The sequence below is a fragment of the Rhizobacter sp. Root404 genome (genome assembly GCF_001425865.1).
GTDB lineage: Bacteria > Pseudomonadota > Gammaproteobacteria > Burkholderiales > Burkholderiaceae_C > LMDS01.
The window spans coordinates 297,894-312,777 of the sequence record NZ_LMDS01000005.1; the positions used below are offsets into that span (position 1 = coordinate 297,894).

At 70.6% G+C, this 14,884-nt stretch carries 11 protein-coding genes; 5 read left to right on the forward strand and 6 right to left on the reverse strand.

Features of this window, described 5'->3' with window-relative positions:
* Positions 1 to 117: 117 nt before the first annotated feature.
* The 5 genes from acs to ASC76_RS15585 all read left to right on the forward strand — a co-directional run bounded on the left by acs (position 118) and on the right by ASC76_RS15585 (position 6,453).
* The gene (acs, locus tag ASC76_RS15565) at positions 118 to 2,088 is read left to right on the forward strand and encodes an acetate--CoA ligase (protein WP_056468176.1); all 1,971 of its coding nucleotides are present in this window, start codon (positions 118 to 120) and stop codon (positions 2,086 to 2,088) included.
* 71 nt (positions 2,089 to 2,159) lie between these two features.
* Positions 2,160 to 3,560, forward strand: a complete 1,401-nt coding sequence (locus tag ASC76_RS15570; RefSeq protein WP_056468178.1) for a phosphomannomutase/phosphoglucomutase — start codon at positions 2,160 to 2,162, stop codon at positions 3,558 to 3,560.
* A 106-nt stretch (positions 3,561 to 3,666) separates the two neighbouring features.
* Positions 3,667 to 4,653: a lipopolysaccharide heptosyltransferase I gene (gene waaC, locus ASC76_RS15575; RefSeq protein ID WP_056468182.1), complete on the forward strand. Its 987-nt coding sequence runs from the start codon at positions 3,667 to 3,669 to the stop codon at positions 4,651 to 4,653.
* Positions 4,650 to 5,954, forward strand: coding sequence for a 3-deoxy-D-manno-octulosonic acid transferase (locus tag ASC76_RS15580; protein WP_082549216.1), 1,305 nt, complete (start codon positions 4,650 to 4,652; stop codon positions 5,952 to 5,954). Before waaC ends, ASC76_RS15580 begins: the two co-directional genes overlap by 4 nt.
* A 52-nt stretch (positions 5,955 to 6,006) precedes the next feature.
* Positions 6,007 to 6,453: an SRPBCC family protein gene (locus tag ASC76_RS15585; protein ID WP_056468185.1), complete on the forward strand. Its 447-nt coding sequence runs from the start codon at positions 6,007 to 6,009 to the stop codon at positions 6,451 to 6,453.
* A gap of 20 nt (positions 6,454 to 6,473) precedes the next feature.
* On the opposite strand, the gene ASC76_RS15590 is transcribed toward ASC76_RS15585, so the two are convergent.
* The 6 genes from ASC76_RS15590 to ASC76_RS15615 form a co-directional block, all read right to left on the reverse strand.
* Positions 6,474 to 7,673, reverse strand: coding sequence for a DUF1501 domain-containing protein (locus ASC76_RS15590; RefSeq protein WP_056468188.1), 1,200 nt, complete (start codon positions 7,671 to 7,673; stop codon positions 6,474 to 6,476).
* Between the two features lie 21 nt (positions 7,674 to 7,694).
* A complete protein-coding gene (locus ASC76_RS15595; RefSeq protein ID WP_056468191.1) occupies positions 7,695 to 9,110 on the reverse strand; it encodes a DUF1800 family protein in 1,416 nt (471 codons plus the stop codon).
* 123 nt (positions 9,111 to 9,233) lie between these two features.
* Complete coding sequence (locus ASC76_RS15600) at positions 9,234 to 10,640, reverse strand: TolC family outer membrane protein (protein WP_056468195.1); 1,407 nt, start codon at positions 10,638 to 10,640, stop codon at positions 9,234 to 9,236.
* 46 nt (positions 10,641 to 10,686) lie between these two features.
* Positions 10,687 to 11,022 (reverse strand): rhodanese-like domain-containing protein, encoded by a 336-nt coding sequence (locus ASC76_RS15605; protein ID WP_056468198.1) that lies wholly within the window; start codon positions 11,020 to 11,022, stop codon positions 10,687 to 10,689.
* Positions 11,022 to 11,675 (reverse strand): protein-L-isoaspartate O-methyltransferase, encoded by a 654-nt coding sequence (locus ASC76_RS15610; RefSeq protein WP_056468202.1) that lies wholly within the window; start codon positions 11,673 to 11,675, stop codon positions 11,022 to 11,024. The genes ASC76_RS15605 and ASC76_RS15610 overlap by 1 nt, the downstream gene beginning before the upstream one ends.
* Before the next feature lie 35 nt (positions 11,676 to 11,710).
* A complete protein-coding gene (locus ASC76_RS15615) occupies positions 11,711 to 14,881 on the reverse strand; it encodes an efflux RND transporter permease subunit (protein ID WP_056468206.1) in 3,171 nt (1,056 codons plus the stop codon).
* Between the last annotated feature and the right edge of the window lie 3 nt (positions 14,882 to 14,884).

The window sequence follows — 14,884 nt, forward strand, 5'->3', positions numbered from 1 at the left end:
GCGCGAAATTGTAGATGTGGCCCCGCGGCGCTCGGAGTAAGCCCTTCGTAAGAGCAACGCCCTACGCTGCGCGGCAAAGCAGTCTGGGGAACACCCCTACACCTTGGAGACAGAACGATGAGCGCATCCGAGACCCCCGTCTACACCCCCTCCGCCGCGGCGATGAAGGACGCCTACGTGTCCGGCATGGACGCCTACCGGGCGCTGGTCGCCGAGGCCGACGCCGACCACGAGGCCTTCTGGGCCCGCCAGGCCCGCGAACTGCTGAGCTGGAAGACGCCGTTCACGAAGGTGTTGAACGATGCCGACGCCCCATTCTTCAAGTGGTTCGAGGACGGCACGCTGAATGCCTCCTACAACTGCCTGGACCGCCAGGTCGAGGCCGGGCTGGGCGAGAAGGTCGCGCTGATCTTCGAGGCGGACGACGGCAAGGTGACGCGGGTCACCTACCGCGAGCTGCTCGAACGCACCTGCCGCCTCGCCAACGCGCTGAAGCAGCGCGGCGTCAAGAAGGGCGACCGGGTCGCGATCTACCTGGGCATGTCGGTCGAGGGCGTGGTCGCGATGCAGGCCTGCGCCCGCATCGGCGCGACGCACACGGTGATCTTCGGCGGCTTCTCGGCGCAGAGCCTGCGCGACCGCATCGCCGACACCGGCGCCGTGATGGTGATCACCGCCGACGAGCAGCTGCGCGGCGGCAAGCAGCTGCCGCTCAAGGCGATCGTCGACGAGGCGCTCGCGATGCCCGGCTGCGAGACGGTCAAGGACGTGATCGTCTACCAGCGCACCGGCGGCAAGATCGCCTGGAACGATGCCCGCGACCACTGGCTGCACGACGAAGTCAAGAACCAGGCGGCCACCTGCGAGCCGGAGTGGGTCGGCGCCGAGCACCCGCTGTTCCTGCTCTACACCTCGGGGTCGACCGGCAAGCCCAAGGGCGTGCAGCACTCGACCGGCGGCTACCTGCTGCACGCGGCGCTGACGACCAAGTGGACCTTCGACCTGAAGCCGAACGACGTGTTCTGGTGCACCGCCGACATCGGCTGGGTCACCGGCCACACTTACATCACCTATGGCCCGCTGGCGCTCGGCGGCACCGAGATCGTGTTCGAGAGCGTGCCGACGTATCCTGACGCCGGCCGCTTCTGGAAGATGATCCAGGACCACAAGGTCACGATCTTCTATACCGCACCGACGGCGATCCGCTCGCTGATCAAGGCGGCCGAAGGCAACGCCGCGGTGCACCCGGACCGCTACGACCTGAAGAGCCTGCGCATCCTCGGCTCGGTCGGCGAGCCGATCAACCCGGCCGCGTGGGAGTGGTATCACAAGCATGTCGGCGGCGGCCGCTGCCCGATCGTCGACACCTTCTGGCAGACCGAGACGGGCGGCCACATGATCACGCCGCTGCCGGGCGCGACGCCTCTGGTGCCGGGCTCGTGCACGCTGCCGTTCCCGGGCATCGCCGCGGCGATCGTCGACGAGACCGGCCACGACGTGCCGAACGGTACCGCCGGCATTCTGGTCGTCAAGAAGCCGTGGCCGAGCATGATCCGCACGATCTGGGGCGACCCGGAGCGCTTCAAGAAGAGCTACTACCCGGAAGATTTCAAGGGCAAGTACTACCTCGCCGGCGACGGCGCGATACGCGACGCCGAGACCGGCTACTTCACGATCACCGGCCGCATCGACGACGTGCTGAACGTCTCCGGGCACCGCATGGGCACGATGGAGATCGAATCGGCGCTGGTCTCGTGCACCGACCTGGTCGCCGAGGCGGCCGTGGTCGGCCGCCCGGACGACACCACCGGCGAGGCGATCTGCGCCTTCGTCGTGCTCAAGCGCTCGCGCCCGACCGGCGACGAGGCCAAGGCGATCGCGAAGCAGTTGCGCGACTGGGTCGGCAAGGAGATCGGCCCGATCGCCAAGCCCAAGGACATCCGCTTCGGCGACAACCTGCCGAAGACCCGCAGCGGCAAGATCATGCGGCGCCTGCTGCGCTCGGTCGCGAAGGGCGAGGCGATCACGCAGGACACGTCGACCCTGGAGAATCCGGCGATCCTCGATCAGCTGGCCGAGAGCAACTGACCGGCAGGGCGGGGCGCGGCAAAGGTGAGGCGGTCCCTACAATCGCCGCACCTTCCACGTCTCCCTGTCCCATGCAAGTCAGCGCCTCCAGTTTCAAAGCCTATGACATCCGCGGCGTCGTCGGCGCCGGTATCGACAACGCCTTCGCCGAGCACCTCGGCCGGGCGTTCGGCAGCGCGGCCGTCAAGGCCGGCGAGCGCGCGGTGGCAGTCGGGCGCGACGGTCGGCTCTCCGGGCCCGGCCTGGTCGCTGCGCTGATCAAGGGGCTGCAGTCGACCGGGCTCGACGTCGTCGACCTGGGCGCGGTGACGACGCCGATGCTGTACTACGTGGCCGCGACCCGCGGCCGGCGTGGCTGCAAGAGCGGCATCATGGTCACCGGCAGCCACAACCCGAAGGACTACAACGGCTTCAAGATGGTGCTCGCCGGCAAGGCGATCTACGGCGCCGAGATCCAGGACCTGCGCCGCCGCATCGAGGCCGAGGACTACGTGCGCGGTGCCGGCCGCGCCGCGACGATGGACATCGGCGCCGAGTACCTCGCGCGCATCGTCGGCGACTGCCGGCTGGCGCGGCCGATGAAGATCGTCGTCGACTCGGGCAACGGCATCCCCGGCGCATCCGCGCCCGGCATCCTGCGCGCGCTCGGCTGCGAGGTCACCGAGCTGTACTCCGAGGTCGACGGCGATTTCCCGAACCACCACCCGGACCCGAGCAAGCCCGAGAACCTGGCCGACCTGATCCGCACCGTGCGCGAGACCGACGCCGAACTGGGCCTCGCGTTCGACGGCGACGGCGACCGCCTCGGCGTGGTCACGAAGGACGGCCAGATCATCTACCCCGATCGCCAGCTGATGCTGTTCGCGACCGACATCCTGAAGCGCGTGCCCGGCGGCACCATCATCTTCGACGTCAAGTGCACGCAGCGGCTCGCGCCGTTGATCCGCAAGGCCGGCGGCAAGCCGCTGATGTGGAAGACCGGCCACTCGCTCGTCAAGGCCAAGCTGCGCGAGACCAAGGCGCCGATCGCCGGCGAGATGAGCGGCCACATCTTCTTCGCCGAACGCTGGTACGGCTTCGACGACGCGACCTACACGGCGGCTCGGCTGCTGGAGATCCTCTCGCGCAGCAAGAACCCGAGCAAGGTGCTGAACGCGCTGCCGACCAGCTTCAGCACGCCCGAGCTGAACGTGCCGTGCGCCGAGGGCGAGCCGCGGCAAGTCGTCGAGAAGCTGCTCGACAAGGCCTTCCTCGCCGCGCATTTCGCGAAGGGCGAGGTCGGCACGATCGACGGCCTGCGGGTCGACTACAAGGACGGCTTCGGCCTGATCCGCTCCAGCAACACCACGCCGGTGCTGGTGATGCGCTTCGAGGGCCACACCGCCGCGGCGCTGAAGCGGATCGAAGCCGACTTCATGGCCGCGCTGCGCGTCGTGAAGCCCGACGCCCAGGTCGCCGCCGCGGCGCACTGACCCTGTGACGCGGCCGAGCCCCAGCGGGCCGAGCGCCGGGCCGCTCCCAAGCCGGCCCGCATCCCCGCGGGGGATCGACCGATGTACTCATCGGGCGAGGGGCTCCATGCGTGTTCTCATCGTCAAGCTGTCGTCGCTCGGCGATGTGGTGCATGCAATGCCGGTGGTGCATGACATCCGCGCAGCGTTTCCCGAGGCCCTGATCGACTGGGTCGTCGAGCCCGGTTTCGCACCGCTGGTGCGGCGCGTCGACGGCGTGCACGCGGTGGTGGAATGCGCGTTGCGGCGCTGGAGCAGGGCCTGGTGGACCGGCGCGGTGCGGACCGAGTGGCGCGCGTTCAAGGCGCAGTTGCAGGCGACCCGCTACGACGCGGTGCTCGACCTGCAGGGCCTGACCAAGTCGGCGCTGATCGCGCGACTCGCGAAGCTCACGCCGACCGGCACCAGCTACGGCCTGGCCAACCGCACCGACGGCGCGAGTCACGAGCCGCCGGCGCGCTGGCTGGTCGATCGCGCGATCCGCATCAAGCCGCACATTCACGCGCTCGACCGTTCGCGCGTGCTGACGGCGCAGGCGCTCGGCTACGCGCTGGCCGGGCCGCCGGTGTTCGGCCTGCGCGCGGCACCGGCGCCGCATGACGACGGCGCGCCGACGCTGGTGTTCGTGCACGGCACCTCGCGCGACGACAAGCTCTGGCCCGAAGCGCACTGGATCGAACTCGGCCAGCGCGTCGCGGCCGAGGGCTGGCGCATCGCGCTGCCGCACGCCGGCCCGATCGAACTCGCGCGTGCACAACGCATCGCCACCGCGATCGGTGCGTCGGCTGCGGTGTGGCCGGCGATGAACCTGGATGCGCTGACCGATCGGCTCGGTGCGACGCAGGGCGTGATCGGCGTCGACAGCGGCCTGAGCCACATCGCGGTCGCGCTCGATCTGCCGCACGTCCAGATCTACAACTTCCCCACCTCGTGGCGCACCGGGCCGCAACCGGCGCATGGCCATCGGCACCAGGTGTCGGTCGAGGCGCAGCCGACGCCGACGCTGGACGCGGTCGCCGCGGCCTGGGCCGGCGTGCGCGAGGCGGTGCATTGAGCACCTGGCCGGAAACGCGCGCCCGCGCACTGTATTCGGCGCTGCTGTGGCTGCTGCAGCCCGCCTACGCGCTGCGGCTGTGGTGGCGCGGCCGCGCCGAGCCGTTGTACCGCGCGTGCCTCGGCGAGCGCTTCGGCCGTTATGCCGAGCCACCCAGCGCGGGCTGGATCTGGCTGCACGCGGTGTCGCTCGGCGAGACCCGCGCCGCCGCCGCGCTGGTCGACGCGCTGCGGGCCGAGCATCCGGCGATGCGCCTGCTGCTGACCCACGGCACCGCGACCGGCCGCGAAGCCGGCCAGGCGCTGCTGCGCGACGGCGATCGCCAGACCTGGCTGCCGTACGACACGCCCGGCGCCACGCGCCGCTTCATCGCGCAGTTCCGCCCCGCGCTCGGCGTGCTGATGGAGACGGAGATCTGGCCGAACCTGTTGCTCGCGGCACAGGCCGGTGGCGTGCCGATGGTGCTGGCCAACGCGCGCCTGAGCGAGAAGAGCTTGCGCCGCGGTCAACGCTTCAATGCGGTGCTGCGCCCCGCCATCGACAGCGTCGCGCTGGTGCTGGCGCAGACCGACGACGACGCGCAGCGCATCCGCGCCGCCGGGGCGCACGCGGTCGAGGTCTGCGGCAACCTGAAATACGACCTGACCCCGGACCTGGCGCAGCTCACCCGCGGCGCGGCCTGGCGCGCGCGCCTGAACCGCGACGTCGTGCTCGCGGCGATCACCCGCGAAGGCGAGGAGGCGCCGCTGCTCGCCGCCTGGCAGCGCGCGCCGCACGGCGACACGCTGCTGATGATCGTCCCGCGCCACCCGCAGCGTTTCGACGAGGTCGCGGCCCTCGTGCGAGGGGCCGGGCTGACGCTGGCACGGCGCAGCACGTGGACCGACGCGCCGCCCGACGACGCGCTGCACGCCCAGGTCTGGCTCGGCGATTCGATGCGCGAGATGGCGCTGTACTACGCGGCCGCCGACGTGGCGCTGCTCGGCGGCAGCTTCGCGCCGCTGGGGGGCCACAACCTGATCGAGGCGGCGGCCTGCGGCTGCCCGCTTGTGATGGGGCCGAGCACCTTCAACTTCAGCGAGGCAGCCGAGTTGTCGCTCGCCGCCGGCGCCTCGCTGCGGGTCGCCGACATGGATGAAGGCGTGGCGCTCGCCGCGGCCTTGCTCGAAGAGCCGGTGCAGCTGGAAGCGCTGTCGGCCCACGCGCTGGAATTCGCGTCGCGCCATCGCGGCGCCGCGGCGCGGATGGCGCGCCGCATGCTGCCTCTGGTCACCGGGGCGGGCCTGTCTTTGCGCGCGTGATTGGCGTAAGGTCGCGCCTCACGCCACTCCAGCGCCGTCGCGCGCGCCCGCCATGTCCACCGGTACCGTCCGCCTTCACCGTGTCCTGCGTGCCCCCGCGGAGCGCATCTACCACGCCTTCCTCGAGCCGGACGCCGTCGCCAAATGGCTGCCGCCGTTCGGCTTCACCTGCACCGTCCATCACCTCGAGGCGACAGTCGGCGGCACGCACAAGATGTCGTTCCGAAACTTCGGCAGCGGCCACGCGCACTCGTTCGGTGGTGAGTACCTCGAGCTGGTGCCGGCAGAGAGGATCCGCTACACCGACCGCTTCGACGACCCGAACCTGGCGGGCGGCATGACGACCACCATCACGTTCAAGGCCGTCTCCTGCGGGACCGACCTCGGCATCGTCCAGGAGGGCATCCCGTCGATGATCCCGGTCGAGATGTGCTACCTGGGCTGGCAGGAATCGCTGACGCAGCTCGCGATGCTGGTCGAGCCGCAGATCCCCGGCTGACCCGCACCGGCGCCGGCGCCTCAGGCCTTCAACAGGGCGACGTGCTTGAGCGCGCCGCTGCCGGGGAACACGTCGTTGTCCAGCGCGCGTGACGCGAGCTGCAGGTGATCGGCCAGCACGCTCCTCAGGACCGCGCGCAGGTCGGTGGTGATCTTCAGGTCGCGCCCGTCATTGCGGTCGCGCTTCGCCAGGCCCGGCCACTCCGCATGCACGCGGCCGCCGTTCACGGCGCCGCCCAGCACGAAGGCGGCGGCGCCGGTGCCGTGGTCGGTGCCCAGCGTCCCGTTCACGGCGACCTCCCGCCCGAACTCGGTCGCCACGACGATGACGGTGCGCTTCCATGCGCCGGTCGACACCAGGCCATCGCGCAGCGCGGCCAGGCCGGCGTCCAGCTGCCGCAGGTTGCCCGTCAGCGCTCCGGTCGGGTTGGCCTGGTTCGCGTGCGTGTCCCAGCCGCCCAGTTCAAGCACCGCGGCCTGCGGGCCGTCCGGCGCGCCGAGGAAGGCGGCGGCACGCGTGGCCAGCACCGTGAAGTTGCCGCCGCGCGGGCCGCTCGGCGCCATCGCGTCGCCGGCCATCGCGTTCTCGGCATGCAGGCTCCGCGCGCGTTCCAGCGCGGTCGCGAGCGGCGGATCGTTCGCGTACATGCGCCCGAGGCGCGCGACCAGGTCGGCGCCCGGGTCTGGCAGCGCCGACGGCGCCCAGGTGTCGACGATGCCGGGGCCGCGCAGCACCAGTGGCACGGCGGTGTTCAGCGCGAGCGCCTTCGCATTCGACGGCGCGAGCGCGCGGCCGAGCCAGCCGGTCGACAGTTCGTAGGGCCGGGTGCCGCCGCTCTCCAGCACCTGCTGTGCGTCGAAGTGCGATCGGTCGCGGTAGGGCAGGCCGACCGCGTGCAGCACGGTCAGCTCGCCGCGTCCGTACATCGCGTGCAGTTGCGCGAGCTGCGGATGCAACGCGAACGGCGTGTCCGGCAGCGCCAGCGGCGCGGCGCCGAACTGCGCGAGCGGGCCGCGCGCGGCGGCGAAGTCCGGGTCGCCGATCGCCGGCACGGCCGAGAGCCCGTCCAGGCCGCCGCGCAGGATGACGAGCACGAAGCGCCGTTCGTCCTTCGCACCGCTTCCGGCGAAGCTGAGCGTCGCGGCGGGCGCCAGCGCGGCGGCTGCCAGTGCCCCGGCGAGCAGCCGACGGCGCAGGGCGTTCGGGTCGACGGGGTTCATCGCGTTGCTCCTCTTCACGACTCAGCGGCGTTGGAACTCGGGGGCCATCAGCAGCAGCGCGAGTGCCTGGGGCGCGTCGGCAGCGCGCTCGAGCTGCGTGCGCGTCTCGGTGCCGAGCAGCGGGCCGAGGCTCTGCGCGGCGAGCGTGCGCGCGTCGACGCTGCTGCCCAGGCGGTTGGCGGTGCGCGTCGACCACTCGACGCGCTTCCAGACCGCGTCGGGGCCGAGCCAGTCCTCGGCGCGGTCGCTCCAGCCGGCGGGTGACGGCGCGGCCTGGATGCGCTGGCCGAGCGCCATCACGCCGCTCTGGCCGGGCGCATCGCCGCGGTCGAACAGGCGCGGGTTCAGCCGCAGCACGCGCACCGACGAGATCACGAACTCCTCCGGGGTCTTCAGCTTCGCGGCCGGCACCACCCAGGCCTCGGGGCTGGCGATCAGCGCGCGGTAGACCGGCGCCAATTCGCCGCCGTGGCGCTCGTAAGTGGCGGCCAGGCGATCGACCAACGCCGGCGGCGGGACGTCCGCGACGAAGTGACGCGCCAGCTTGGACGCGATGAAGCGCGCGGTGGCCGGATGCGCGGCCAGGTCGTGCAGCACCATGCGCAGCGCGTCCGGGCCTTCGGGGTAGCTGCGGCCGAGCAGCGTCTTGCGCCCGGGATCGTGCCAGGCCGGTTCGAAGTTGCGCGTCGGACCGGTGTCCTGGACGCCGACGCGCCAGCCGGTCAGCACGCGTGCGAACTGGGTCACGTCGGCCTGGGTGTAAACGCCGGCGCGGGCGCTCTCGGCGCCGAGCGTGTGCAGCTCCAGCACCTCGCGCGCCAGGTTCTCGTTGAGGCCGGTGACGCGCGGGCTTTCGTCCATGCGCTGTGCCCGGCGGGCGGCGCGCGCGACGATCGGCGAGCCCGGCCCGGCCGACTGGACGTTGTCGAGGTAGCGCAGCATTGCCGGGTGCGTCGTCGAAGCGAACAGCAGCTGCTCGAACGAGCCGGCGATGTGCGGGCGGATCGCGTCGCGCTCGAAGGCGCCGACCAGCCCGCGCGTGCTGCCCTTGGCGAGCGAGACGGTGAAGTGGTTGGCCCAGAACCAGTGCAGGCGCTCGGCGAACGGCCGCGCGGTCGTGGCCGCGGTGAGCAGGCGCGAGCGTGCGTCGGCGACGATCACGTCGCGATAGCGACCGGCGACTGCCTGCGCGGCGGCCTGCCCGGTCGCACTGGCGGCGGTCGCACTGCGGGCGGCTCGGCGCTCCTCGCGCTCGGCCGCGACGAAGGCCAGCGCCTGTGCGGTGCCCATCAGCCCATCGCCGCGCGGCGCATCGGCGGGGCCGATCTGCGCGGTCAACCAGCGTGCGGGGTCGGCGGCCATCGCGTCGAGCGCGGGCTCGCCGAGGCCGAAGCGGTGGGCGGCGATGGCCGCATGGATGGGGCTCGTGCTGGGCATGGCGCGTCGTCTTCGGGATGTGGGCAGTGTGCCCGCGCCGCATGCACGCGGCGTGTCTGCACCGTCAAGAAACGTGGCGCGCTGCGCTGCCGCGCATCGGGTTGGCCCGCTTAGGCGCCGTCCTCAGCGGATCAGCAGCGCGTCGACCGAGGCCACGTCCTGCGGGGCGAGCTGACCCGACGCCTGGCGCAGCCGCAGGCCGGCCATGATCAGGTCGTAGCGCGCCTTCGCGAGCTGGGCCTGGGTGTTGAACAGCTGGGCCTGCGCGTTCAGCACGTCGATGTTGACGCGCACGCCGACCTTGAAGCCGAGCTGCGTGGCCTCGAGCGCCAGCTTGCTGGACGACTCGGCGGCCTCGAGTGCGGCGACCTGCGCGCCCGCCGAGCCGACCTGGTAGTAGAGCTGCCGCGTCAGCTGGGTGACGCTGCGGCGGGCGTTCTCGAGGTCGCTCTGCGACTTGTCCTCGAGCACCAGCGTTTCCTTGATTCGGTTCTGGATCTGGAAGCCGGAGAACAGCGGCACGTTCAGCGTCACGCCGATCTGGCTGGAGGTCGTCGGCGTGCCGTACGAGAAAGGGCTCGAGCCCGGGACCAGCGGGTTCGACGAGGTCAGCTGCCCGGCGACGTCGGTGCGCCCGCGGCCGTAGCTGGCATTCAGCGTGACGACGGGCAGCCGGCCGGCCTTGGCCTTGTCGGTGTCGAGCCGGGCGATCTCGAGGGCCGTGCGCGCCTTGCGGATCAGCGGGTGCTCGGCATCGGCGCGTGCGACCCAGTCGTCGATGTTCGCCGGCGCCAGCGGCGGCAGTGCGATCGGCACCGCGAGCTGCTTGGGCACGACACCGCTGCGGCCGACGGTCTGGTCGAGCTGGATGCGCTTGGTGGTCAGGTCGTTCTCGGCCTGGATCTGCGTGAAGCGCGCCAGGTCGTAGCGAGCCTGGGCTTCGCGGGTGTCGGTGATGGTGGCGGTGCCGACCTCGAAGTTGCGCTTGGCCGACGCCACCTGCTCGGAGATCGCGGCCAGGCTGGCGCGCGCGGTGGCGAGGTTGTCCTGCGCCGCGAGGACGTCGAAGTAGGCCTGCGAGACGCGCAGGATCAGGTCCTGCTCGGCGGCCTCCAGGTCGGCGCGGTAGGCGTCGACCGCCTTGGCCGATTGCGCGATCGTCGCGTCGTTGGCGCGGTTGAACAGCGTCTGCGAGCCGTTCACGCTGGCGCCGTAGTTGTTGCTGTTGGCCTGCTGGGTCGAGGGCGCGTCCGGCGTGTTGCTGAGCTGCCGGCCGCCAGTGACGGCCAGGCCGACCTGCGGCAGCCGCAGCCCGCGCGCCTGGTCGTAGCGGTACTGTGCGGCGTCCAGGCTTGCGCGGGCCGAGAGGTAGCTGGCGTCGTAGCCGTGCGCCGTCTGGTAGAGCTCCTGCAGGCTTTGCGCGCGTGCGCCGAGCGTGGCAAGGGCGAGCGGCAGCGCGGCGGCGAGGGCCACCACGAGCGCACGCGGACGACCGGTGCGCAGGGAAGGGAAGCGGTGGCTCAGCGGCATGGGGGGAACCTCTCCAACTCGGTTTGGGTTGTCTTGTCTTCTTGTGTCAGTAACGCGGGACGCCTGCATCGACCTGCGCCGACCAGGCATCGATGCCGCCCGCGAGGTTATAGACCGCTTCGAAGCCCTGGCGCTCTAGAAATGCGACGACCTGCGCACTTCGGGCGCCGTGATGACAGATGCAGACGACGGGCTGCACCGGATCGAGCTCGGCGAACCGGGCGGGCACGCTGTTCATCGGCATCAGCCGGGTCTCCAGCCCGTCGATCCGGATCGCCGCGAGCTCGAACTCCCAGGGCTCGCGCACGTCGAGCAGCACCGGCATCGGCGCCCCGGCTGCCGTGCTCATGCCGACCAGGTCGCGACCGGAGAGCTGCTTCATCAGAAGTGGAACCGGGTCGGCTCGGGGAAGCCGCGCAGGCGCTGCGCGACGGTGTCGAACAGCACGCGGCGCTCCAGGCCCTGGTCGCCGGTGCGGGTGATCAGCACCGCGCGCATCACCGGCTCGCTGCCGACGATGGCGGCCAGGCGCCCGCCGACCTTGAGCTGCGACAGCAGCGCCTGCGGCACCTCGGCGACCGAGCCGGAGAGCAGGATCACGTCGAACGGGCCGTCGCCGGCCAGGCCGCCGCTGCCGTCGGCGGTCACGACCGTGACGTTCGCCGCGCCGGCGCGGCGCAAATTGGCGGTCGCGAAGGCGGCCAGCTCGGGGTCGATCTCGAGCGTCGTGACCTGCTGCGCCTTGTGCGCGAGCAGCGCGGCCATGTAGCCGGAGCCGGCGCCGATCTCGAGGACGCGCTCGTGCTTGTGCACGGCGAGTTCCTGCAGCAGCCGGGCCTCGATCTTCGGCGCCAGCATGCACTGGCCGTTCGGCAGCGGCACCTCGGTGTCGACGAAGGCCAGCGCCCGGTGCTCGGGCGGCACGAAATCCTCGCGCTTGACGACGGCGAGCAGCTCCAGCACGCCGAGATTGAGCACATCCCAGGGGCGGATCTGCTGTTCGATCATGTTGAAGCGGGCTTGTTCGATGTTCATGGTGGTCGCAGGGAAGAGGGTGGCGCGCCGGGATTCTATTTCGTGGGCTCGGCGGCGAGACCTGCCGGCGTGCCGCGCCAGCGCCGCTTTGCCCAGGTGGCGAGGTCGTCGAGGTAGCAATAGATCACCGGCACGACGACCAGCGTCAGCAGCGACGAAGTGATCACCCCGCCGATCACCGCCTGGCCCATCGGTGCGCGCTGCTCCGAGCCTTCGGACAGCGCGAACGCCAGCGGCACCATGCCGAAGACCATCGCCAGCGTCGTCATCAGGATCGGCCGCAGCCGCACCTGCGCGGCGTGGAGCAGGGCGTCCTCGCGGCTGCGCGGCGGCTCCCCGTGGTCGCCGGCGCGCGAACGGATCGCGAAGTCGACCAGCAGGATCGCGTTCTTCGTCACGAGCCCCATCAGCATCACGATGCCGATGATGCTGAACATGTTCAGCGTCGAGCCGAACACCAGCAGGGTGAGCACCACGCCGATCAACGTCAGCGGCAGCGCGCTCATCAGCGCGATCGGCTGCAGGAAGCTCTTGAACTGGCTCGCCAGGATCATGTAGATGAACACGATCGCCAGCGCCAGCGCGCCGATCGCGTACTGGAACGACTCGGTCATGTTCTTGGTCGAGCCGCCGAAACTGTAGCGGTAGCCGGGCGGCCACGCGACGTTGTCGAGCACGGCCTTGATCTCGGCCGAGACCTCGCCCGAGCTGCGCCCGAACGCACTGGCGTCGAAGTTGATCTCGCGGTTCAGGTCGCGGCGGTTGATCTGATTCGGCCCGGTGGAGGCGCGGATGTCGGCCACCTGCGACAGCCGCACCGAGCGCGGCGAGCCGTCGGCCGCGGCGGGGACGTTGATCGGCGTGCGCTGCAGGTCGGCGATCGAGACGCGCGCGTCGGGGCTCAGGCGCACGTTGACGTCGTAGTTCTCGCCGTCCGGGGCGCGCCAGTTGCCCACCGTGGTGCCGGCGATCATCGTGCGCAGGCTGGTCGCGAGCATGTTGACGTTCAGGCCGACATCGGAGGCGGCGTCGCGCTTCACGTCGATCGAGACGGTCGGCTTGTCGGGCTTGAGCGTGCTGTCGAGGTCGACCAGGCCGCGGATCGCCTGCAGCTTCGGCGTGATCGTGCGCGACAGCCGCTCGAGCTCCGCCAGGTCAGGCCCCTGCACGGAGAACTGCAGGCTCTTGCCGCCGCCCAGGTCGGTGGTGCCGATGTTGGTGATCGTGATGCCGGGGATGCGCGCGAGCTTGGCGCGCAGCGGCACCGCCATCTGGTCGATGCTGCGCACGCGGTCCTTGCGGTCGACCATGCGCACGTAGACCGCGCCGTAGATCTTGCCGGCGGCCTGGCCGCTGTTGATCGTCGTGACCGTGTACTTCACCTCGGGCAATTCGCGCAGCGCCGCGTCGATCTGCTTGGCGCGCGCCTCGGTCTGCTCGAGCGACGAACCGACCGGGGTGTAGAAATTGACCTGGGTCTCGGAGAAGTCCGCCTTCGGCACGAACTCGGCACCGAGCAGCGGGATCACGAAGAAGCTCGCGACGAAGGTCGCCAGCGCGATCGCCAACGTCGCCAGCTTGTGCTTCAGCGACCAGCCGAGGATGCGCTGGTAGGTGCGCGACAGCGCGTTGGTCAGGCGGTCGAACAGGTGCGTGACGCGGCCGATCGTCCTGTCGTAGCGGGTGACGCGGGGCGCATCCGGGTCGTGCTCGGCCGAGTGCGGGTCGTGCCAGACGCTCGAGAGCATCGGGTCGAGCGTGAAGCTGACGAACATCGAGATCAGCACCGCGGCGACGATCGTCAGGCCGAACTCGTGGAAGAACTTGCCGACGATGCCGCCCATGAAGCCGATCGGCAGGAACACCGCGACGATCGACAGCGTGGTCGCGAGCACCGCCAGGCCGATCTCGTTGGTGCCGTCCAGTGCCGCCTGGTGCGCGCTCTTGCCCATCTGCACGTGCCGCACGATGTTCTCGCGCACGACGATCGCGTCGTCGATCAGCAAACCGACGCACAGGCTCAGCGCCATCATCGTGATGCTGTTGATCGTGAAGCCGAACAGGTACATGAACAGGAACGTGCCGATCAGCGCGATCGGCAGCGTCAGGCCCGTGATGACCGTCGAGCGCCACGAGTTCAGGAACAGGAACACGATCAGGATCGTCAGCGCCGCGCCTTCGAACAGCGTGCGCTTGACGTTCGCGACCGAGACGCGGATCGAGCGCGAGTTGTCGCGGTTCACCTCGACCGTGACGCCGGGCGGGAACAGCGGCTTGGCTTCCTTGAGCGCCTGCTGCAGCCCGTCGACCACCGCGATGGTGTTCTCCCCCTGCGATTTCTGCACGCTCAGCAGCACGGTGCGCTGGCCGTTGTAGAGCGCGACGCTGTCGATCTCCTGCGGGCCGTCAGCGACGTCGGCCACCTGCCACAGCTTGACCGGGCTGCCGTTGGCGCCGCGCCGTGCGACCACGATCTCGCGGAAGTCCTCGGGCCGCTGAAGGCGGGCGTTGATCTGCACCACGCGCTCCTGCTCGGGCGAGCGCAGCGAGCCCATCGGCAGCTCCTGGTTCTCGCTGCGCACCGCGGCGACGACCTGGTCGATGCTGACGCCGAGCGCGTCGAGCGCGGCCGGCTTGACGTACAGGTTGATCTCGCGCTCGGTGCCCCCGATCAAGCTGACCGAGCCGACGCCGCGCACGTTCTCGAGCTTCTTCTGCAGCACCTGGGTGGCCCAGGTGGTCAGCTCCTGCGGCGTCTTCTTGCCGTCGGTGGACAGCAGCGCGACGTTGAAGATCGGCACGCTCTGCGGGTCGAAGCGCGAGATGCGCGGCTCCTTGACCTCGTCACGCAGCAGCGGCCGGATCAGGCCGACCTTCTCGCGCACGTCGTCGGCCGCCTTGCGGCCGTCGACATCGAGGTTGAACTCGACGATCACGACCGAGGTGCCCTCGTACGAGCGGGAGTAGAGCGAGCTGATGCCGGCGACGGTGTTGACCGCCTCCTCGACCTTCTTGGTGACCTCGCTCTCGACGATCTCCGGCGACGCGCCGGGGTAGTCCATCACGACCACGACGGTCGGGAAGTCGATGTTCGGGAACTGGTCGACCGCGAGCCGCTGGTAGCTGAACAGGCCGAGCACGACGAACGCCAGCATGACCATCACGGCCATCACCGGGTTGCCGATCGAGACGCGGGTGAACCACATGGG

What these genes read in the sequence shown, in the direction of transcription:
- ASC76_RS15595 (WP_056468191.1), bottom strand. Translation starts at nt 9,110, where the DNA reads ATGCCCAGCACGAGCCCCATCCATGCGGCCATCGCCGCCCACCGCTTC.
- ASC76_RS15585 (WP_056468185.1), top strand. Translation starts at nt 6,007, where the DNA reads ATGTCCACCGGTACCGTCCGCCTTCACCGTGTCCTGCGTGCCCCCGCG.
- ASC76_RS15610 (WP_056468202.1), bottom strand. Translation starts at nt 11,675, where the DNA reads ATGAACATCGAACAAGCCCGCTTCAACATGATCGAACAGCAGATCCGC.
- ASC76_RS15590 (WP_056468188.1), bottom strand. Translation starts at nt 7,673, where the DNA reads ATGAACCCCGTCGACCCGAACGCCCTGCGCCGTCGGCTGCTCGCCGGG.
- ASC76_RS15600 (WP_056468195.1), bottom strand. Translation starts at nt 10,640, where the DNA reads ATGCCGCTGAGCCACCGCTTCCCTTCCCTGCGCACCGGTCGTCCGCGT.
- ASC76_RS15615 (WP_056468206.1), bottom strand. Translation starts at nt 14,881, where the DNA reads ATGTGGTTCACCCGCGTCTCGATCGGCAACCCGGTGATGGCCGTGATG.
- waaC (WP_056468182.1), top strand. Translation starts at nt 3,667, where the DNA reads ATGCGTGTTCTCATCGTCAAGCTGTCGTCGCTCGGCGATGTGGTGCAT.
- ASC76_RS15570 (WP_056468178.1), top strand. Translation starts at nt 2,160, where the DNA reads ATGCAAGTCAGCGCCTCCAGTTTCAAAGCCTATGACATCCGCGGCGTC.
- ASC76_RS15605 (WP_056468198.1), bottom strand. Translation starts at nt 11,022, where the DNA reads ATGAAGCAGCTCTCCGGTCGCGACCTGGTCGGCATGAGCACGGCAGCC.
- acs (WP_056468176.1), top strand. Translation starts at nt 118, where the DNA reads ATGAGCGCATCCGAGACCCCCGTCTACACCCCCTCCGCCGCGGCGATG.